This is a genomic window from Brevibacterium linens (assembly GCF_003999335.1).
Taxonomy (GTDB): Bacteria; Actinomycetota; Actinomycetes; order Actinomycetales; family Brevibacteriaceae; genus Brevibacterium; species Brevibacterium linens.
Genome location: NZ_CP026734.1, coordinates 3,263,864 through 3,282,664, shown reverse-complemented (window position 1 = coordinate 3,282,664; position 18,801 = coordinate 3,263,864). Strand labels below are relative to the sequence as shown.

At 65.8% G+C, this 18,801-nt stretch carries 17 protein-coding genes; 7 read left to right on the top strand and 10 right to left on the bottom strand.

Annotation, left to right across the window (positions count from 1 at the left end; all coding sequences use genetic code 11):
• Nucleotides 1–49: 49 nt before the first annotated feature.
• Together CXR29_RS14845 and CXR29_RS14840 are read right to left on the bottom strand one after the other, a co-directional pair.
• Nucleotides 50–520 carry a DUF4383 domain-containing protein gene (locus tag CXR29_RS14845; protein WP_127364952.1) on the bottom strand — a complete coding sequence of 157 codons (471 nt, stop codon included), beginning with the start codon at nt 518–520 and terminating at the stop codon, nt 50–52.
• Nucleotides 521–645: 125 nt separating this feature from the next.
• The gene (locus tag CXR29_RS14840; RefSeq protein WP_127364951.1) at nt 646–1,206 is read right to left on the bottom strand and encodes a dihydrofolate reductase family protein; all 561 of its coding nucleotides are present in this window, start codon (nt 1,204–1,206) and stop codon (nt 646–648) included.
• Nucleotides 1,207–1,333: 127 nt separating this feature from the next.
• Between CXR29_RS14840 and CXR29_RS14835 the strand changes: the two genes are divergently transcribed.
• The gene (locus tag CXR29_RS14835) at nt 1,334–1,987 is read left to right on the top strand and encodes a winged helix-turn-helix transcriptional regulator (RefSeq protein ID WP_127364950.1); all 654 of its coding nucleotides are present in this window, start codon (nt 1,334–1,336) and stop codon (nt 1,985–1,987) included.
• Between the two features lie 178 nt (nt 1,988–2,165).
• Here the strand turns inward: CXR29_RS14835 and pstB are convergent, their stop codons facing one another.
• From pstB to CXR29_RS17865, 8 genes are all read right to left on the bottom strand, one after another.
• Entirely contained in the window at nt 2,166–2,945 is a 780-nt protein-coding gene (pstB, locus tag CXR29_RS14830; RefSeq protein WP_101554677.1) for a phosphate ABC transporter ATP-binding protein PstB, read from the bottom strand.
• Nucleotides 2,946–3,000: 55 nt separating this feature from the next.
• Nucleotides 3,001–4,140, bottom strand: a complete 1,140-nt coding sequence (pstA, locus tag CXR29_RS14825; protein WP_127364949.1) for a phosphate ABC transporter permease PstA — start codon at nt 4,138–4,140, stop codon at nt 3,001–3,003.
• 14 nt (nt 4,141–4,154) lie between these two features.
• Nucleotides 4,155–5,045: a phosphate ABC transporter permease subunit PstC gene (pstC, locus tag CXR29_RS14820; RefSeq protein ID WP_101554715.1), complete on the bottom strand. Its 891-nt coding sequence runs from the start codon at nt 5,043–5,045 to the stop codon at nt 4,155–4,157.
• Between the two features lie 244 nt (nt 5,046–5,289).
• Entirely contained in the window at nt 5,290–6,405 is a 1,116-nt protein-coding gene (gene pstS, locus CXR29_RS14815) for a phosphate ABC transporter substrate-binding protein PstS (RefSeq protein ID WP_164742892.1), read from the bottom strand.
• Nucleotides 6,406–6,625: 220 nt separating this feature from the next.
• Nucleotides 6,626–7,600, bottom strand: coding sequence for an NUDIX hydrolase (locus tag CXR29_RS14810; RefSeq protein WP_127364948.1), 975 nt, complete (start codon nt 7,598–7,600; stop codon nt 6,626–6,628).
• On the bottom strand, nt 7,597–9,741 hold the full coding sequence (locus tag CXR29_RS14805; RefSeq protein WP_241241481.1) for an RNA degradosome polyphosphate kinase: 2,145 nt from the start codon (nt 9,739–9,741) through the stop codon (nt 7,597–7,599). Before CXR29_RS14805 ends, CXR29_RS14810 begins: the two co-directional genes overlap by 4 nt.
• 4 nt (nt 9,742–9,745) lie before the next feature.
• The gene (gene mshD / locus CXR29_RS14800) at nt 9,746–10,747 is read right to left on the bottom strand and encodes a mycothiol synthase (RefSeq protein WP_101554674.1); all 1,002 of its coding nucleotides are present in this window, start codon (nt 10,745–10,747) and stop codon (nt 9,746–9,748) included.
• On the bottom strand, nt 10,744–11,634 hold the full coding sequence (locus tag CXR29_RS17865) for a winged helix-turn-helix domain-containing protein (RefSeq protein ID WP_101554673.1): 891 nt from the start codon (nt 11,632–11,634) through the stop codon (nt 10,744–10,746). The genes mshD and CXR29_RS17865 overlap by 4 nt, the downstream gene beginning before the upstream one ends.
• Before the next feature lie 140 nt (nt 11,635–11,774).
• Between CXR29_RS17865 and CXR29_RS14790 the strand changes: the two genes are divergently transcribed.
• From CXR29_RS14790 to CXR29_RS14765, 6 genes are all read left to right on the top strand, one after another.
• Nucleotides 11,775–12,578, top strand: coding sequence for an ammonia permease (locus tag CXR29_RS14790; protein WP_241241480.1), 804 nt, complete (start codon nt 11,775–11,777; stop codon nt 12,576–12,578).
• 274 nt (nt 12,579–12,852) lie between these two features.
• The gene (locus tag CXR29_RS14785) at nt 12,853–13,455 is read left to right on the top strand and encodes a heme-binding beta-barrel domain-containing protein (protein WP_206516224.1); all 603 of its coding nucleotides are present in this window, start codon (nt 12,853–12,855) and stop codon (nt 13,453–13,455) included.
• 1 nt (nt 13,456) lies between these two features.
• Nucleotides 13,457–14,662 carry a CAF17-like 4Fe-4S cluster assembly/insertion protein YgfZ gene (gene ygfZ, locus CXR29_RS14780; RefSeq protein WP_127364946.1) on the top strand — a complete coding sequence of 402 codons (1,206 nt, stop codon included), beginning with the start codon at nt 13,457–13,459 and terminating at the stop codon, nt 14,660–14,662.
• A gap of 230 nt (nt 14,663–14,892) precedes the next feature.
• A complete protein-coding gene (gene gabT / locus CXR29_RS14775) occupies nt 14,893–16,257 on the top strand; it encodes a 4-aminobutyrate--2-oxoglutarate transaminase (RefSeq protein ID WP_164742843.1) in 1,365 nt (454 codons plus the stop codon).
• A 104-nt stretch (nt 16,258–16,361) separates the two neighbouring features.
• On the top strand, nt 16,362–17,933 hold the full coding sequence (locus CXR29_RS14770) for a sensor histidine kinase (protein ID WP_127364945.1): 1,572 nt from the start codon (nt 16,362–16,364) through the stop codon (nt 17,931–17,933).
• The gene (locus CXR29_RS14765; RefSeq protein ID WP_240812070.1) at nt 17,933–18,694 is read left to right on the top strand and encodes a response regulator transcription factor; all 762 of its coding nucleotides are present in this window, start codon (nt 17,933–17,935) and stop codon (nt 18,692–18,694) included. Before CXR29_RS14770 ends, CXR29_RS14765 begins: the two co-directional genes overlap by 1 nt.
• Nucleotides 18,695–18,801 lie beyond the last annotated feature (107 nt).

Sequence of the window (18,801 nt, the reverse complement as noted above, 5' to 3'; positions counted from 1 at the left end):
GGAGCCCAGAGCCCGGCGACCGCCGACGACGGATCGATTCAGCGCGGGTTCACGGACGCGAGCGGCGACCGAACACGATGCCGGTCGTCACCATTGCCACCGCGAGCACGAAGTGCAGCCAGTTGTCAGCGGTGTTGAGCGGCACGAAGTTGCCCATCGATTCCATCGGCACGATGAGACCGTAGATCCACAGCACCGCATAGATGATGCCGCCGACGATGAGATAGCTCTTCGCCAGTCCGCGCGATCGCAGAGCCAGCAGACCGACGACTCCGAAGAGCAGGTGGACGACATTGTGGAGCACGGAGACCTGGAAGATCCCCAGCAGTGCCGCTTCGGAATGATGCCCGGCGAACATGATGGTGTCGAAGTTCGCTGTGATTCCCGGAACGAAGCCCAAGATTCCGACCAGGAGGAACACGGCGCCGAAGACGCCGGCGACGAGTTGGACCGGGGTGCGTCCGGCATGGGACTTCGCGAGCAGCGGCTCGGAATGAGAGGCGGAGTCTGGCGTGGTCATGACAGTCCTTTCGACGAGATGTTCTCTGTACTCGTCGATTCGGAGCCGGGCCGTCGCCGGATGGGTGAGCGGGCAGAAAGTCTTCGCGGCAGGCACGCTCGGTGCCGTTCCGGGGCGCCGTGAGGTCAGTCTGCGAACGGACCGTAGGTGGCCAGCAGGTTGCCCTTGCTGGTGCGCTGTACGTCTGTGAGAGTCAATCTCGTCGTCGTTCCTCCCTCGAAGAGGGACCTTCCGCTGCCGGCGACGACCGGGTGGATGGCCACGGTCAGTTCGTCGACGAGGTTCGCTTCGACGAGCTGCCGGACGATCGACATCGACCCTTCGACGGCGATCTTGCCGCCGTCGCCCGCTTTGAGGTCGCGAGCGACGTCAACGAGGTCGCCCTGAATGAGCATCGAGTTCTCCCACCGGAGGTCGGCCTGCGACAGCGTTGTCGAGGCGATGTGCTTGGGAGTCGAGTTGATGAAGTCGGCGAACGGTGCGTCCTCGCCTTCTGTGTGTTTCGGCCAGTAGCCCTCCCACTCCTGATAGGTGACACGGCCGAGAATGCAGTCGTCGACTCCTCCGATGGCAGTGGTCATCCACTCGCCCATCTCTTGGTCGAAGGAGTCGAATTGGAAGTTGAACGGATCGGATGCGATCCCGTCGAGTGACTGGAACAGTGCGGCGATGACGGTGCGGGGCATGGTGATCTCCTCATTGAGTGCAGTGTGGGCCGTTGAGTTTCGTGCGGGCCTGGCCCTCGTCGTCCACAACAGTTCAAAAAGTGAACTGTAGTTTCAATAGTGAACTGCAATTGCTAAGCTGTCAACCATGAAGTCGTACGGACAGTACTGCGGGCTGGCTCGGGCAGCCGAGGTGTTGGGGGAGCGGTGGTCACTCATCCTCCTCCGCGATCTCCTCGTCGGTCCGAAGCGCTTCAACGACCTTCGGCAGGGAAACCCCGGCATCCCCTCGAACCTCCTGACCACGCGACTGCGCGAACTCGAATCTGCCGAGATCGTCGAACGCAGTATCGATGGGCGCAGCGTCGTCTATCGCCTCAGCGACTACGGATCGGATCTCGGTCCGGTGCTCATCGAGCTCGGCCGCTGGGGCTCACGCCGCATGCACGCTCCGAGGGAAGGCGAGATCCCGACAGACAGTTCCTTGGCGGCCGCGCTTCTCACCTCTCGAACCGAGGTTGAAGTGCGCCCGTTCAGTGTCGAAGTGACGGCAGGCCCGGCAGTCGCTCACGCTGAGGTGAACGAGCCGGGAGTGAGCGTGGGCGAAGGCGCCGATCCGACCGCGCAGCTCTTCATCGGTGGGCCGGGCCTGCGTGGACTTCTTTCCGACGGCGACGCGGAGGCGGCCATTGCAGCCGGGGCAGTGACGGTCGACGGCGACGAGTCCCTGGTGCCGGAGTTCGTCCTCGCTTTCCGTGCTCCCCTCGATGACAGCGTCGGCGGTGCACCGCCCGGGATCTGAACAGTCCGAGCGGCCTGCCTCGCCTTTCGATGACATGGCGAAGGGCAGGACGCTTCCAGTCAGGCGCCTCCGGCGGGAGACCTGACCACGGACCTTCAGTCGACAGGGAGTCCAGCCAACGACATAGCCCCGGCGTACCCACTCAAGGGTTCGCCGGGGCGTTCGCCGCGCGGTCAGATCATCCGAAGCGACCGGAGATGTAGTTCTCGGTCTCTTCCTTGTCCGGGTTCGAGAAGATCGTCGAGGTCTCGCTGAACTCGATGAGCTTTCCGGGTTTGCCGGTGCCGGCGATGTTGAAGAACGCGGTCTTGTCGGACACGCGAGCGGCCTGCTGCATGTTGTGCGTGACGATGACGACCGTGTACTTGTCCTTGAGGTCGTTGATGAGATCCTCGATCGCCAGGGTCGAAATCGGGTCGAGGGCCGAGCACGGTTCGTCCATGAGCAGGACCTCGGGCTCGACGGCGATGGCACGAGCGATGCACAGACGCTGCTGCTGACCGCCGGAGAGACCCGAACCGGGCAGGTTGAGACGGTCCTTGACCTCGTTCCACAGATTCGCGCCACGCAGGGCGCGCTCGGTGAGATCGTCGGCTTCGGTCTTCGACAGGCGCCGGTTGTTCAGACGCACGCCTGCCAGCACGTTCTCTTTGATGCTCATCGTCGGGAACGGGTTCGCCCGCTGGAAGACCATACCCACCTCGCGGCGGACGTTGACCGGGTCGACGCCGGCGCCGTAGATGTCAGTGCCGTCCATGAGGACCTCACCGGAGACGCTGGCGCCGGGGATGACTTCGTGCATGCGGTTGAGCGTGCGCAGCACCGTGGACTTGCCGCAGCCGGACGGGCCGATGAAGGCAGTGACGGAGCGCGGCTTGATCTGCATCTCCACTCCGTCGACGGCGCGGAAGTCGCCGTAGAAGATGTCGAGATCCTTGATGTCGATCTGCTTGGACATTGTGTTTCCTATCCGTGGAAATGGGTGAGTCTGGAAGTCTGCGGGCAGTCGCCGGTCAGCGGCCGGCCTTCGGCGCGAGCACCTTCGCGATGATGCGGGCGAGCAGGTTGAGGACCATGACCAGGGCGACGAGCACGAGGGCTGCTGCCCAAGCGCGCTCCGAGCTGGCCAGGGCAGCGGCTCCCGGGGAGACCGGGCGCAGCTGCGAGTCGTAGATGAACGTCGGCAGCGTCGACATCCAACCGGAGAAGAGGTTCCAGTTGAGTGTCTTCGCGAACCCGGCGGTGACCATGATGGGGGCGGTCTCACCGATGACGCGGGCGATGGCGATGGTGACACCGGAGAGGATTCCCGACACCGAGGTGGGCAGAACGATCTTCACGATCGTCTTCCACTTCGGCACGCCCAGAGCGTAGGAGGCCTCGCGCAGGTCCATCGGCACCAGGCGGAGGATCTCCTCCGTATTGCGCACGACGATCGGAATCATCAGCACCGACAACGCCACCGCCGCAGTGAAGCCGGTCTTCGCGCTGCCGACGGAGTCCGGTGAGAAGAATCCGGCGATGGTCGAGAACAGAGCGAAGGCGAAGAGACCGGCGACGATTGAGGGGATGCCGGTCATCACATCGACGAGGAAGGTGATGGCCTTGCCCAGGCGGTTCTTGCCGGCGTATTCGACGAGGTAGATGGCGGTGAGCACGCCGATGGGGATCGAGATGATGCAGGCGGCGAGCGTGATGAGCACGGTGCCGACGATGGCGTGATAGAAACCACCGGCCAGAGAGGCCTCACCGGCGACGTACTGCTGGTCGAGGACGCCCTTCATGCCGAGCATGGTGCGGGTGAGCAGATCGCCGCTGATGGCGGACCCGCCCTTGGACACCGTCAGCCACAGCAGCGATGCGAGGGGAACACATGCGAGGACGAATGTCGAGGTCACGACGGTGGTCGCGATCCGGTCGACGGCCTTGCGGCGACCTTCGTAGGACGCGGAGACCGCAAAGACGGCGACCGCGTTGATGAGTCCGGCGACGACGGCCACGACGGGGATGTTGAAGCCGCCGAACGCGATGAAACTGATGACGATCGCCACAAGGATCGACGCGATGGCGACGATCCACGGGGTCGCCTTCGGCAGCTGTTTGGAGGTCAGCTTCGCGGGTTTCGAAGCAGCCGCCTCGGTGGTGGTGTTCATGGTGGTCATTGGTCTCAACTTCCCTTCACCGAGGTGCGGGCGACGATCGCGCGGGCTCCCATGTTCACCAACAGGGTGATGACGAAGAGCACGAGGCCGACCGTGATGAGTTCGGACAGGCGCAGACCCGCGGCCTCGGGGAAGTTCTGCGCGATCTCGGAGGCGATGGTCTGGTTGCCGCTGACGACGAGCGACGCGGTGAGGACGCCGGGTGAGAGGATCATGGCCACGGCCATGGTCTCGCCGAGCGCGCGGCCGAGCCCGAGCATGGTGGCCGAGACGATGCCGGACTTGCCGAAGGGCAGCACGGCCATGCGGATCATCTCCCAGCGGGTGGCGCCGAGTGCCAGGGCCGCCTCTTCCTGCAGCCGCGGGGTCTGGAGGAAGATCTCGCGCGTGAGGGAGGTGATGATCGGCAGGATCATGATCGAGAGCACGAGCGAGGCGGTGAGCATTGTGCGTCCGGTCTGCGACACCGACCCGTCCGCCCCGGGAGCGAAGATCGGAATCCAGCCGAACCAGGTCGACAGCCACAGGTAGAAGCCGGTGAGGTTGCCGGCCAGGGCGATGCCCCACAGACCGTAGACGACCGAGGGGATGGCCGCGAGGAGGTCGATGACGTACCCGAGCATCGGGGCGAGCCTGCGCGGGGCCATGTGCGTGGTGAACAACGCGATGCCGAGAGCGAAGGGAGTGGCAACGAGCAGTGCGATGGCTGCGGAGATGAGCGTGCCGATGACCAGCGGCCAGACGTAGGAGAAGAATCCCTTGCCGCCCGTGATCTGTGAGGGATCGCTGATCTGGGCGGCGATGGTGTCCTTCGACTGCGCCAGAAGGAACAGGGCGACTCCGGCGAGGATCACCAGGATCAGAATGCCGGCGATGAGTGTGGCGGCGGAGAAGATGCGGTCGCCGGGCCGGACGACGGCCTTCTGCTGCCGAGAGGCGGGGGGCTGCGACGGCTTCTGCCCGGACTCGGACGTGGAGCCCGGCCCTGTGGGGCCCGACTCAGTGGTCTGTGTGCTGATCGGCACAAGTACTCCTCATGTGACTTGTGGTGAAACCGGGACGGTTCCACAGGCGCGGAAAAGCGGCGCAGGGATTCTGCGCCGCTCCCGACTGGCTATTTCTCCAGGTCAGAGGCTGAAATCAGCCTTCGACCTTGATCGAGTCGATGACTTCTTCGATCTGCGTGCGCAGGTCATCCGACAGAGGTGCGGACCCGGCGGAATCGGCAGCGGACTGCTGTCCCTCTTCCGAGACCACGAACTTCTCCCACGCCTTGACCATGTCCACGGTCTCCTGATCGGAGTAGGACGAGCAGACGAGGTGGTAGGACACGAGCACGATCGGGTAGGCGCCCGACTCGGTGGTGTCGCGAGCCAGGTCGAAGGCGAGGTCGCCTTCGCTGCGGCCTTCGACCTTCTCGGAGGCGTCGACGACCTTCGCAGCGGCTTCGGGGGAGAGCTCGACGAACTCTTCGCCGACCTTGACCTTGGCGGTGGAGAGTTCACCGACGGCCGAGGCGTCCGCGTAGCCGATTGCTCCGTCGGTGTCCGAAACGGTCTGGATGACACCGTCGGTGCCCTGCGCGGCCTCGCCGCCGAACTCCTTCGGGAAGTTGCCGCTGACCTCGGCGTCCCAGTCCTTCTCGGCGGCGGCCTTGAGGTACTCGGTGAAGTTCTCCGTGGTGCCCGAGTCGTCGGCACGGTGAACCGCGGTGATCTTGAGGTCAGGCAGGTCGGCGTCCGGATTGTCGGACTTGATGGCGTCGTCGTTCCAGTTCGTGACGTCGCCCTTGAAGATCTTCGCGATCGTTGCGGGGGAGAGGTTGAGTTCGTCGACTCCCTCGACGTTGAAAGTCACGGCGATGGGGGAGATGTAGACGGGGAACTCGTAGGCTCCGTCGGCGCCGCAGGCTTCCTCTCCGGCCTTGACCTCTTCATCGTCGAGGTGGGCATCGGATCCGGCGAACTGCGCGTTGCCGGCGAGGAACTGTTCACGGCCGGCACCCGATCCGTCGGGGGAGTAGTTGACGGTCACACCGGAGTTCTGCGAGGTGAAGTCCGCAGTCCAGGCATCCATGGCGGCCTTCTGCGAGGAGGCGCCGATGCCGGTCAGGGTGCCCTGCAGGTCGCTGTTGCCGCCGGAGGCCTCTTCACCGGTGGCGGACTGACCGCCGCAGGCCGAGAGGGTGATGGCGCCGACCGCGAGGATCGCAGCGGAGGGGGCGAGATGCTTCATCTTCACGTAGATGCCTTTCATGTTTGTGGACACAGCTCGAGAGTTCTCGATTGCTCGTCATCCACGCTAAGGATCACGCGTGAAGTGCAAGGAGTTGGAACGTGAATGGCAGGTGAACGAGCGGCGAAGGGTTGGAACCGCCGTGAGTGCTCGATCACAGCCCGCGCCGTTTTCATGAAAGGATCATTGTCGGGACCGGCAGTCCCTCACCGAGGCGGCCCGCCGTGGCTGCGAACCCCGATCAACTGTCGATGGGGCGGACGCGTTCGATCTCGACGATGCGCGGCACCGGTCCGGGGCGCACATAGGCGATGAGGACCTCGCCGGGTTTGAGGTACGGATCGTCCTTCGGCAGCTTCGCCTCGACACGTTTCGGGGAATGGGCGGCGTAGACGGAGAAGATCGTCGGCAGCACCGGCCGGTGCGTGCAGTAGATGATCGGTTTGCCCTTTGCCAGCAGCTTCTCGATATAGCGGACGGTCTTGTCCGGATTCGCAGCGGTCGCCTTCTCGCTGAGCGTCGACACCTTCTTGATCGATTTTCCCGTCGCCGCGGACAGCGGGGTCAGCGTCGCCATGCACCTCTTCCACGGACTCGAGACCAGCTTGCGTACGCCCCAGGCTCCCAGCAGTCCGGTCAGCGCCATGGCCTGTCGGGTGCCGAGTTTCAGCAGCGGACGCACATGCTCGGTCTCGTACCACTTCGCCCGCGGGAACGCCTTCCCATGGCGGACGAGGATGAGCGGCCACGCCCGCAGCGCGTCCGTCTCAGCGAACTTCTCCAAAGCGTCGAGCTGCTCCCGATCCGAGTACGACGTCAGCTTCGCCCGCGCCTTGTCGACCGGGAACCACGCGGCAGTGTCGACCTCCCGAGCGTTCAGCGGGGCGAAGTCAGCCTCGTCCTTGACTTCGGCCGACCAGTAGAAGACCTTCTTCAGCGTGTTCCTGCCGACCGTGTATTCGGCAGAGGGGAGCGGGATGCCGAGGTGGATGTCGAAGCCCGTCTCCTCCTTGACCTCGCGGATCGCGGCCTCCGGCAGTGTCTCGCCCGGGTCGACCTTGCCTTTGGGCCACGACCAGTCGTTGTACTTCGGGCGGTGGATGAGTGCCACCTCGAGTCCTTTCGGGCCCTGCCTCCAGCACACGGCCCCGGCCGCAAGGACATCGGCGCTCACGCGCGATGACGCCTGTGCCGAGGCGACCTCGGACTGACTCACGCCTCATCCCCGATTCGCCGGCGTATCCGGTGCCGACGGATGAGCTCCGTCTGATAGTCGCCGAGGAGGTTGCCCTCGTCGTCGTGGGTCCGCCGTGCCCATCGGCCGTCGCCGGCTAGGTCGAACGCCGAGGTGGTCGGGGCGAAGGCGAGATCGAAGAGTGCGATGATCTCCGCCCGGTGACCGTCGTCGACGATCTGCACGAGTGCTTCGACCCGTCGGTCGAGGTTGCGGTGCATCATATCGGCCGAACCGATGTAGACGATCGGGTCGCCGCCGTTGCCGAAGACGAAGGCGCGGGAGTGTTCGAGGAAGCGTCCGAGCACGGAACGCACGGTGATGTTCTCGCTCAGACCTGCGATGCCCGGGCGCAGGGCACAGATCCCGCGGACGAAGACTTCGACGGTGACCCCGGCCTGCGACGCCCGGTAGAGGGCATCGATGACGGCCTCGTCGACGATCGAGTTGACCTTGATCCGCACCTGTCCCTGTCCGCCGGACTGTGCGATCGCGATCTCGGATTCGATGAGGTCGATGAGTCCGGTGCGCACATTGCTGGGGGCGACGAGGAACCGGGAGTATTCGGACTTGGGTGCGTAGCCGGAGAGCTGGTTGAACAGCTTCGTCAGATCATCTGCGACGGCCCGATCGCGCGTCAGCAGTCCGAAGTCCTCATAGCCGCGGGCGGTCTTCGGATGGTAGTTGCCGGTGCCGACGTGGCAGTACCGGGCCAGCCCGTCGGCCTCCTGGCGGACAACGAGGGAGAGCTTCGCATGCGTCTTGAGCCCGACTATTCCGTAGACGACGTGGACGCCGGCGCGCTCCAGTTTGCGGGCCCACGTGATGTTGGCCTCCTCGTCGAACCGAGCCTTGATCTCGACGACGGCGAGCACCTGGATTCCGGACTGCGCGGCATCGACGAGGGCGTCGATGATCGGCGAATCTCCGGAGGTGCGGTAGAGCGTCTGCTTGATCGCCAGCACGTTCTTGTCCGACGCGGCCTGCTCGAGGAAGGCCTGCACGCTCGTGGAGAACGAATCGTAGGGGTGATGCAGCAGGATATCCCGGCTGGCGACGGCGTCGAAGACGTCGACCTGGTCGCTGGACTCCCGCAGCGACAGGTCCTTGTTCATCTGCGGGACCATCTTCGGATAGTGCAGGTCATCGCGCGGCACATCGGCGATATCGGACATGCCCGACAGGTCCAAGGGGCTGGGCAGGTGGTAGATCTCCGAATCGTGGATGCCCAGTTCGTCCTTGAGCATCTCGAGGACCCGGGGGTGGATGTTCTCCGTGATCTCCATCCGCACGGCAGGACCGAAGCGCCTGCGCAGGAGCTCCTTCTCCAGTGCCTTGAGCAGGTTCTCCGCATCGTCCTCCTCGACCTCGAGGTCCTCGTTGCGGGTGACGCGGAACGTCGAATGGTGGACGATCTCCATGCCGTCGAAGAGGGTGCCGAGGTGCTCGGCGATGATGTCCTCGAGGGCGACGAAGCGGGCGGGGACGTCGCGTCCGGCGGGTCGGTCGGTCGCCTCGGCGACGTTGAAGAACCGGGGCAGACGCGGGGGAACCTTGACGCGGGCGAAGAACTCCTTGCCCGTCTCCGGCGCGCGCAGGAGCACACCGAGGTTGAGCGAGAGGCCCGAGATATAGGGGAACGGGTGGGCCGGGTCGACGGCCAGCGGGGTGAGGACGGGATAGACGTGGCCGAAGAAGAATTCGTCGACGCGGTGCCGCTCATCCTCGGTGAGGTCTTCGACCTGGACCTTCGTGATCGATTCCGCGTCGAGGCGGGGCCCGATATCGTCTTTGAGCAGGGCGGCGTGCCGGCTCATCAGTTCGAATGCGCGCACTCCGATATCGTGCATGACCTGCGCGGGCATGCGGCCGGTGACGCTGGGCACGGCCAGTCCGGTGTTGATGCGGCGTTTGAGGCCGGCGACGCGGACCATGAAGAACTCGTCGAGGTTGGTCGCGAAGATCGAGAGGAACCGGACGCGTTCGAGCAGCGGGATCTCCGGATCCGAGGCGAGGTCGAGGAGGCGTTCGTTGAAGGCCAGCCAGCTGAGTTCGCGATCGAGGAAACGATCTGCCGGTGCGGGCAGACCCAGTTCCCTGCCCGAGGCTGCGATGTCGTACAACGCTCTACTCCTTCTCGTTCGGCGCGGTGCCGGAATCGGTGCCGGTGGACTCCGCGGAGGCCGGTGCATAGGCCACGTGCGCGACCGCGACATGGAATCCCAGCCGCTCGTACAAGCCTAGCGCCGGGGCGTTGTCCGATTCGACGTAGAGTTCGATTGTCTGAGCTCCGGCGGCCACCATCCGTCGCATGCCCTCGACCGTCAGCGCCTTGCCCACGCCCTTGGCGTGAATGCGCGGATCGACACCGACCACATAGACCTCGCCGAGGCGGCCCTCGGTCTCCGTATCCGTGATCTTCGTCTGGTGGAATCCGATCACCTCACCGTCGCGGGCGGCGATGATGAAGGTGTCGGGTTCGAAGTCCGCGGCGGTGACGACGGCGTCGATATCGGCGCGGGTCTGGCCGCCCTGTTCGGGATGCCAGTCGAATGCGGAGTTGTTCACCGACAACCAGCCGTCCTCGTCGCCGGGAGCGAAGGAGCGGATCTCGACTCCCTCTGGACTCTGGGTCTCGGGCAGGGCGTCGAGGCTCAGTCCGGTGTCGGTGCGCATCTGATAGAGCACCCGGTCACGGCCGAGCCCGTGCTTCTGCGCGAGGTGCTTGGCCGCTGGATGGTCACCGTGCGACCAGCACCAGGCGTCGGGTTCTTCGTCGAGGATCGTCGCCAGCAGCCGCTCGCCGAGGCCCTGGCCGCGGTGGTCGGGGGCGATGAGGAATTCGGCGGCGTGACGATCGCCTTGCAGGGCGCGGATTCCGAAGCCGATGAGGTCGCCGGCGCTGTTACCGGAGCTGTCGCGAGTGTCGTCGCCGGCATAGAAGCGCCACACGCTCGAGGCGGTCTGTGCTTCGTGGGCGGTGTCCTCACCGGTGGCGATGGCCATGAGTCCGCCGGAGATCTCGGGAGCGCCATCGGTCGCCGCCACATCGTCGAGGAATTTGAGCTCATCCTCGGTGAGGGTGTCGATCGGTGTGGAGGTAATTGCCCCGCTGGCCTGGATTCTCATGCCGTCACGTCCTCTGAATCTGTGTCCGTGACGCTGTCGGCGCTGAAGCGGTAGCCGACGTTGCGTACGGTGTGGATGGCGTTCTCAAGGTCTTTGCCGAGTTTCGCACGGAGGCGGCGAACATGCACGTCAACGGTGCGGGTGCCGCCGAAGTAGTCATCGCCCCACACCGTGAGCAGGATGTCGTCGCGGGTGAAGACGCGTTCGGGGTGCATGGCGAAGAACTTCAGCAGGGCGAACTCTCGGTAGGTGAGATCGAGGCTGCGTCCGCCGAGTTCGGCGGTGAAGGCGGTCTCGTCGATGCGGAGGTCTCCGGTGACGACGACCATCGGCTCGCCGTCGGCGTTCAACAGCTCCTCACCCGCTTCGCCGAGGCGGCCGGACAGTCCGAGTCCGCTCTGCCTGGTCGTGCCGACGGGCCCGCGGCCCGTGCGGACCGGTCCCCAGCCCACTGCCCCGCCCTTCGCTCCCGGACGGCCGGATCCGGCCGTCCCGCCGGGGAAGCCGCTGGCGTGGGCGGCAGATGACGCTGTGTGACGGTCACGCGCCACGCGCAGCCGCGCTTCCACCTCGGCGGGGCCGGCCGTGGTGAGGATGAGGTCGGCCACCTGCCATTTCGCCGAGGCCGTCGCCAGTCCGCCCTCGCCGAGGACGACGATGACGGGTGCGCTGATCCGCGCCTCGGCGAGGAGCTCGGCGATGCGCGGGGCCAGGGACAGATCGAGACAGGCATCGGCGATGACGACATCGACCGCAGCGGCGTCGGCCTTGCGGTCGGGCAGATCCTCGGTGCCGCAGCGGTCGATCCGGTGGCCGAGGTACTGCAGGGATTCGGGAGCCAGGGGTGCATCGAGCCTGGCCGTGGGGCAGATGTGCAGGATCCGCATGTGCTGCCTCCACCTCCTCGGCGCCCGTCGTCTCAGCCTGTTGTCTGAGGAAGATTATAGCGATGCCTCAGCCGGGGCCGCTCCGCCGCACAACCGCCGATGGTTACCGCGGGTGCCATCCGATAAGGCACGATAGTGCTGTGATCAGATGGATTCGAGTAGCCGTCGCCCTGGTGTTGGTGCTGGCCCTGAGCGCCTCCGTGTACTGGGGCTATACGCTGTTCCTGCTGGCGACCGGGCTCATCGTCTTCGGCGTCGCCTACGGTTGGCCGCGCCTGACGGACTCCCCGCAGCCGCGGGCGACGTCGATCATGCTCGCCCTCTTCGGAATCGGCGGACTCTACGCCGCCTGGCACGACTCCACGGCGCCCTACCTCGACTGGCTGCCCGTGCTCGCGGGCCTGGGACTGCTGTGGACCTTCGTACAGAACCTCACCCGCGGAATCGGCGCCTCCTATGCCGTGGCGAACGTGTCCGCGCAGGTCTCCGGCCTCGTCATCGTCCTGTCGGCGAGCACCTGGGTCGCTGCGATCACGATCCCCGGTGACAAGGAGGCCATCGTCATCGGCCTCGCCTCACTCATCGTGGCGCAGTGCATGACCGCGATGCCGTGGCCGGCGATCTACACCTCGCCGCTGGCCATCGTCATGTCCACGGCCGTAGCGGGAATCCTGTCGGTGCTCGTGTTCGCACCGGCGCTCTCCCTGGCCTCGGCGCTCAGCCTCGGTGTCGTCATGGGGCTGCTCGTCGCGGCGGTCGATCGGATGCTCGGGCTCGTCGCCTATGCGAAGTTCCAGGCCGCCAACCTCGAGGCCTCGCAGAACATCGAGGTGAAGAAGAACGTCGAGAAGGCGCGCAGCTTCGCCGTGCAGCTCGCCCTCGGTGCCGCTCCGATCGCCCTCGGCGGAGTCGTCGTCTACGCTCTCGAACGCCTCGCCTCCTGATCTGCACGCCGATCTGCACGGCCGGGGTCAGTGTCGCTGCACGGCCGAGGACTGCCTCGCCGCACGGCCAGAGTCAGCGTCGCCGCACGACCGGGGCCAGCGGCCCTGGGCTGGATGCACATCACTTTGTCAGGAACTGTAGACTGGGAGCATGGAAAATCTTGTTGCTCTCGAAATCGTCTTCACCAGCCTCGTCGGCGTTGCCGCTCTCGGTGCCCTGGGTGTGGGGATCAAGGTCGTCACGGCGCTGTTCAAAGACAACCGCTGATCCCTTATGGTGATCGAACTCGATACCTCGGTCCATCCCGAGCTCGTCCCGCTGTCCTGGCTGATCGGGTCGTGGGAAGGCGTCGGTGTCGTCGGCTATGCGGACACTCCTGAGAAGCAGTTCGGCCAGCGCATCGACTTCGTCGCCCATGAGGGCACGCCCTTCCTGCAGTACACCGCGCATGCGTGGCTGCTCAGCGAATCCGGTGAACTCGAGTCGACTCTGACTCTCGAGACCGGAATCTGGCAGCTCGTGCGCCAGCACGACGACGGCGACGTCGGCCCGGGGATGATGGTGCCGACCGAACCGCAGAGCTTCACCTCGGCCGCCGCGGTCGAGACCCTGCGCACGAACGATGACGCCTTCGAGATCGAAGCCGAGATCGTCCATCCGCACGGTGTCATGGAACTCTATGCCGGCACCGTCAAGGGCCCGCGCATCGACCTGGCCACCGATGTGGTGGCGCGCACGAAGACCGCGAAGGAGTACACCGCTTCGACGCGGATGTACGGCCTCGTCGGCGGCGAACTCATGTGGGCCTGGGACATGGCAGCCATGGGCCACGAACTCGCCTCCCATTCCTCTGCCAGATTGAAGAAGCTGTCGTAAGATGACTGATCCCGTGTCGCCGAATTCTGAAACCTCCGATTCGCCGTCGCCGGAGAACACCCCCACTCAGCCGGTGCGGCGCTCGTCGCTGGCTCGCGGACTGAGCTCGACCGCGGTGCTCGGGGCCGGCGACCTCGCCGAGACGCCCATCCACTACGGAGCCTCCCTGCGTGAGCAGCGGGTGCTCGCGGAGAAGGACGGTCTCGTCGACCTCGCCCACCTCCGCGTGCTGCGTCTGAACGGACCCGACCGTCTGACCTGGCTGAACTCGATCACCACGCAGAAGATCGACAACCTGGCGCCCGGTGTGTCCACCGAAACCCTCGTGCTCGACCCGAACGGTCGCATCGAGGGCTGGCTCAGGCTCGTCGACGACGGTGAGGCCCTGTGGGCGATCAGCGATCTCGACACCGACGCAACCCTGGACTTCCTGCGCAAGATGGTCTTCATGATGCGTGTTGAGATCGAGGACCTCAGCGACGACTACCAGTGCTTCGGCGCCATCACCTCACTGCCGGAAGCTCTGCCCGTCACCCGGACCTGGTCCGACCCATGGCCGCATATCGGCAGCGGTTCGGCCTCCTATGCGCAGATCGACATCGGCAAGGACGTCGCCGGCACCGACCACCCCGGGCTCGAGACTCCGTTCGTCATCGGCATCGTCAAGCGCTCCGACCTGCAGGGGCTGTCTGCGAACAGCTTCGACATGGCCGGCTTCGACGCTTGGGAGGCGCTGCGAATCGCCGCGTGGCGGCCGGGCCGGAACGAGATCGACCACAAAGCCCTCGTCGGCGAACTCGACCTGCTGCGCACGGCCGTGCACCTGGCCAAGGGCTGCTACCGGGGTCAGGAAGCGGTGGCCCGCGTTCACAATCTCGGTCAGCCGCCTCGGCGATTGACCTTCGTTCATCTTGACGGGTCCGGGCATATCGCCCCGGATCCCGGCACCGAGGCGCTCGCCGAGGTCCGCGGGTCCGAACGCTCCGTGGGCGCTCTGACCTCGGTGACCGTGCATTGGGAGCTCGGACCGATCGGTCTGGCCGTGGTCAAGCGGAACCTGGCCCCCGAGGCGCAGCTGAGCTTCGAAATCGGCGACGGCGAACGCGTCATCGGTGCTCAGGAGACGATCGTCGTGCCGATGCGCGAACACGAGAGCGTGCTTCCGGCACGTAACAAGGACGTCGACGCCCGCAGCCAGAACCGCTGATTCCAGGCGTGCGACCGCAGTTCTAGGCGACCGTCGGGCGCGGTTCGAAACGACGATTCGAGGGCCGATTTCCGCGGCCCGAGACGAGGAATCTGAGGTTGCGGAACGGCAACGGATTCCGTACCCGATCGGTGCCGAATCAACGGGTTCGTCTCGCCGCGGAGAGCGGTTGTGCTCAGCCCTCGGACGGCAGGTGACAAAAACCGTCGTTTGCCCCTATTCTTCCCCTTATGACAGCTTTGGAGATTGGCGGCGAAGCTCTGCCGCAGGAACGTAAGATCGTCACCGAGATTCCGGGACCGAAGTCCCGTGAGATCGAGGAACGTCGCAAGTCAGCAGTGGCGACCGGTGTCGGCTCGAGCCTGCCCGCCTACGTGGTGGCGGCCGGCGGCGGCATCCTCAAGGACGCCGACGGCAACCAGCTCATCGACCTCGGATCGGGAATCGCCGTGACCACGGCCGGCAACTCGAACCCCCGCGTGGTCGAGGCCGCGAAGGCCCAGCTCGAGGCCTTCACCCACACCTGCTTCATGGTCAACCCGTACGAGAGCTACGTCGAGGTCGCCGAAGCTCTCAACCGTCTGACCCCCGGTGATCACGAGAAGCGCACCGTGCTGCTCAACTCCGGTGCCGAGGCTGTCGAGAACGCCGTGAAGATCGCTCGCGCCCACACCGGCCGCGATGCCGTCGTCGTCTTCGACCACGCCTACCACGGCCGGACGAATCTGACCATGGCGATGACCGCGAAGGCCGCCCCCTACAAGGCCGGCTTCGGTCCCTTTGCCGGTGAGGTCTACCGTGCACCCATGTCCTACCCGTACCGCGACAACGACGCGGCCGGCACGAAGATCAGCGGTGAGGACGCGGCCAAGCGCGTCATCACGATGATCGAGAAGCAGATCGGCTCCGAGTACGTCGCCGCGATCGTCATCGAACCCATCCAGGGTGAGGGCGGCTTCATCGTCCCGGCCGAGGGCTTCCTGCCCACGCTCGTCGACTACGCCCGTGAAAAGGGCATCGTCTTCGTCGCCGATGAGGTGCAGGCCGGATTCGCGCGCACCGGCAAGATGTTCGCCTCCGAATGGGAGGGCATCGTGCCCGACCTCATCACCACGGCCAAGGGCATCGCCGGCGGTCTGCCGCTGTCGGCCGTGACCGGTCGCGCGGACATCATGGACTCGGTCGGACCGGGTCGCCTCGGCGGAACCTACGGCGGCAACCCCACGGCCTGTGCCGCTGCCCTCGGTGCGATCGCCGCGTACGAAGAGGACGGACTGGCCGATCGGGCCGGGCACATCGGTGAGATCCTCGTCGACCGTCTGACGAAGCTGCAGTCGAAGTACCCCGAGGTCGGCGACATCCGCGGCCGCGGGGCCATGATCGCCGCCGAGTTCGTCGAGCGCGACTCGATCGAACCGAACGCGGACCTGGTGAAGAAGATCGCGGACTACTGTGCGAAGAACGGCGTCCTCGTGCTCGTCACGGGAACCTTCAGCAACATCCTGCGCTTCCTGCCGCCGCTGACGATCTCCGACGAGCTGCTGAACGACGCCTTCGACGTCATCGAGGCCGGCCTCGCCGACCTCCTCAGCTGAGAAAACCCCCAATTACTACCTGACGGCGGCCCAGCAACCTCGCGCAAGGTTGCTGGGCCGCCGTCAGGTAGTTCGGGGGGTGCAGTTGTAGCACAATAGGGGCCATGACATCAGAGATCGACGGCGCGACCGGCACGTCAGCGAGCGTCCCGGCCCGACTGTGGCACTTCCTCCGGGGACCGCGCTTCATCGATCTGCCGATCCGTCTGCTCGCCCTCATCATGGGCCTGACGATCCTTGTGCCCGGCTCCTTCGAGATCACCGAACCCCGCTATTCGACGCTGCTCATCCTCGCCTACGCACTTATCGTCTTAGCCAGCTTCCTGCCGCTGAGCATCGTCATCGCAACGACCGGTCTGGGCATCGCGTTCTCCATGCTCTACCCGGACCTGGAGAACATGTTCCCCGAGGCGCTCATTCTCGCCACCGCGGTCCTCATCAGCCGCCGCCGCTGGATCGGCTTCGCCCTCGGCACCATCGGACTGGCCGTCTACCTCGGCGCCTCGACCCGGCTCGGATCCTATGACGCCGGCTTCGAAGGACTCACAGACTTAGGCTACGGCTGGCTGACCTACTCGATCCTCGGTCTGTGCGCATCCTTCGTCGAGGCCCGTATCCGCAGCGAGATCGACCGCCGCGAACGTGCCGCAGTCGAACACCAGAAGTCCCTCGATGCCATGCGTGCCCGCTTCACCAGCGACATGCACGACACCATCTCGCACTCGCTGACCACCGAGTCCGCGATCATCCGCACCCTGGCGAGGGAAAGCGATTCCGAGACCGCGGACCGCCTCCTCGCCGAGCTGGCGCTGGTCAACGCCGAAGCCACCAAGCGACTCCGGCAGCTGGTGACGAGCCTGAGCAAGTGGGAGACCGAAGGCTGCACCGGGGACTCCGCGACCTCCCGGATCCGATTCCGCGCCGAGGCGGAGCAGCTGACGACCGCGATCGAAGACGGGTGCGCGGCCGGTTCCGTTCCGCTGACCACTGAACTCTCCCCGCTGCCGACCCATGCGACCGGCACCCTGTCGCACCATTTCCGAGCCGTTATGCTCGAGCTCGCCACGAACGTCATCCGCCACTCCGTCCCGGGCACCCCGTCCACCCTCGCCGTCGAAATGCGAGACGGCAGCGGCAGCCGAGCCGAACTGCTCTGCCGCAGCACGAACGCATCCCCGACCGCGCTGACCCGGGCCCCGCGGTCTCTGTCCCGCCGTGCCACGGCCATGGGCGGCGTCTGCCGGGTGGACGAGGATGAACGGAGGAGAGCCGTCGTCGAGGTGGCCCTGCCGATCCGTTTCATCACCCATTCCGCATCGGCTTCCTCGAAATCGGATACCGCGCGGTCTTCCTCGAACGCGGACACGATCGACGTCGTCGATGACGACTTCGACACCAGCGCTGTGTCGTCAAGTGCAGAGAATCCTGGTGCCACCTCGGCTGAGGCACCGGGAGCCGATCACAGTGCCGATTCGGCCTCAGGCGCAGGCGGGGTGGGCGCGTTGGAGGCGACCGGTGCCGAGGCTCCCGATCGACTCACGGGCACGGACACCGCTGGATCCGGCATCTCGGGCGAGGCGACCTACCGCCTCAGTAACGGCAGCCACAGCCACGGCAGCCACAGCAGCGGCAATGCCCGCCGTACGAAGGGCGGCCGGGGCAAGGTCGACGCCTGATGACGGCGCACACTTACCCGGCCCCGCACCGGATCTCGGAGGCGACCCCTCACGTGAGACCGGAGGCGACCATGCCGCAGGCCGACCAAGACGTGAGCCCTGAACCCGCCGCACGCACCTCCGTCCTCGTCGTCGATGACGATTCGTGGACGACACGAGCGGTGGCCGCGACGCTGGAGGATGCGGGTTCCTTCCGTGTGCTCGACCCCGTCCACTCCGGCGAGGAGGCCATCGCCGCCTTCGCCGCCGAGCGTCCCGACCTCGTCCTCATGGACGTCAACATGCCGCCGGGAATGAGCGGCGTCGATGCAACGGCAGCGATCATCGACCTCGACCTCGACGCCCGAGTCGTGCTCCTGACGACCGTGTCGCCCGGGCCCGGAATCGCCCGCGGACTCGAGGCCGGCGCACTCGCCGTGGTCAACAAGACGGCAGGGGAGAGGGAACTCGTCTCGATCGTGGGGGCCGCCTCGGCAGGCGAGAGCCCCGAACTGCTCAAAGGCTTGGCCGAGGACATCGTCATCAGCGGTGACCAGCTGCCCGACGCCCCCGGCGCGGCCCCGCAGCTGACCGCGCGCGAGATGGATCTGCTCACCCTGCTCTGCCAGGGACACGGCTACGAAGAGATCGCCGACGCCCAATCGGTGGCCATGTCCACCGTGAAATCGCACGCCCGCAACCTCCGCCTCAAACTGGGCGCACGCAACCTCGCCCAACTCGTCGTCCGTGCCCTCCAGTTCAAGTTCTTCTCCCCGGAATGACCCATCCCGCCGAGGCGGCTCGTCCGGTTCCTTCCGCATCGCCGAGGCGCGCGGTCCTGACGACGCAGACCCTCCCGGCCGCAGCCGACCATGGTCGGCCGTTGACT

Excerpts from the sequence above, each read along its gene's own strand:
- mshD (WP_101554674.1), bottom strand. The coding sequence starts at position 10,747 with ATGAGAATCCAGGCCAGCGGGGCAATTACCTCCACACCGATCGACACC.
- pstA (WP_127364949.1), bottom strand. The coding sequence starts at position 4,140 with ATGAACACCACCACCGAGGCGGCTGCTTCGAAACCCGCGAAGCTGACC.
- ygfZ (WP_127364946.1), top strand. The coding sequence starts at position 13,457 with ATGACTGATCCCGTGTCGCCGAATTCTGAAACCTCCGATTCGCCGTCG.
- CXR29_RS14835 (WP_127364950.1), top strand. The coding sequence starts at position 1,334 with ATGAAGTCGTACGGACAGTACTGCGGGCTGGCTCGGGCAGCCGAGGTG.
- CXR29_RS17865 (WP_101554673.1), bottom strand. The coding sequence starts at position 11,634 with ATGCGGATCCTGCACATCTGCCCCACGGCCAGGCTCGATGCACCCCTG.
- CXR29_RS14845 (WP_127364952.1), bottom strand. The coding sequence starts at position 520 with ATGACCACGCCAGACTCCGCCTCTCATTCCGAGCCGCTGCTCGCGAAG.
- CXR29_RS14785 (WP_206516224.1), top strand. The coding sequence starts at position 12,853 with ATGGTGATCGAACTCGATACCTCGGTCCATCCCGAGCTCGTCCCGCTG.
- pstS (WP_164742892.1), bottom strand. The coding sequence starts at position 6,405 with ATGAAAGGCATCTACGTGAAGATGAAGCATCTCGCCCCCTCCGCTGCG.
- CXR29_RS14765 (WP_240812070.1), top strand. The coding sequence starts at position 17,933 with ATGACGGCGCACACTTACCCGGCCCCGCACCGGATCTCGGAGGCGACC.
- CXR29_RS14840 (WP_127364951.1), bottom strand. The coding sequence starts at position 1,206 with ATGCCCCGCACCGTCATCGCCGCACTGTTCCAGTCACTCGACGGGATC.
- pstB (WP_101554677.1), bottom strand. The coding sequence starts at position 2,945 with ATGTCCAAGCAGATCGACATCAAGGATCTCGACATCTTCTACGGCGAC.
- gabT (WP_164742843.1), top strand. The coding sequence starts at position 14,893 with ATGACAGCTTTGGAGATTGGCGGCGAAGCTCTGCCGCAGGAACGTAAG.
- CXR29_RS14770 (WP_127364945.1), top strand. The coding sequence starts at position 16,362 with ATGACATCAGAGATCGACGGCGCGACCGGCACGTCAGCGAGCGTCCCG.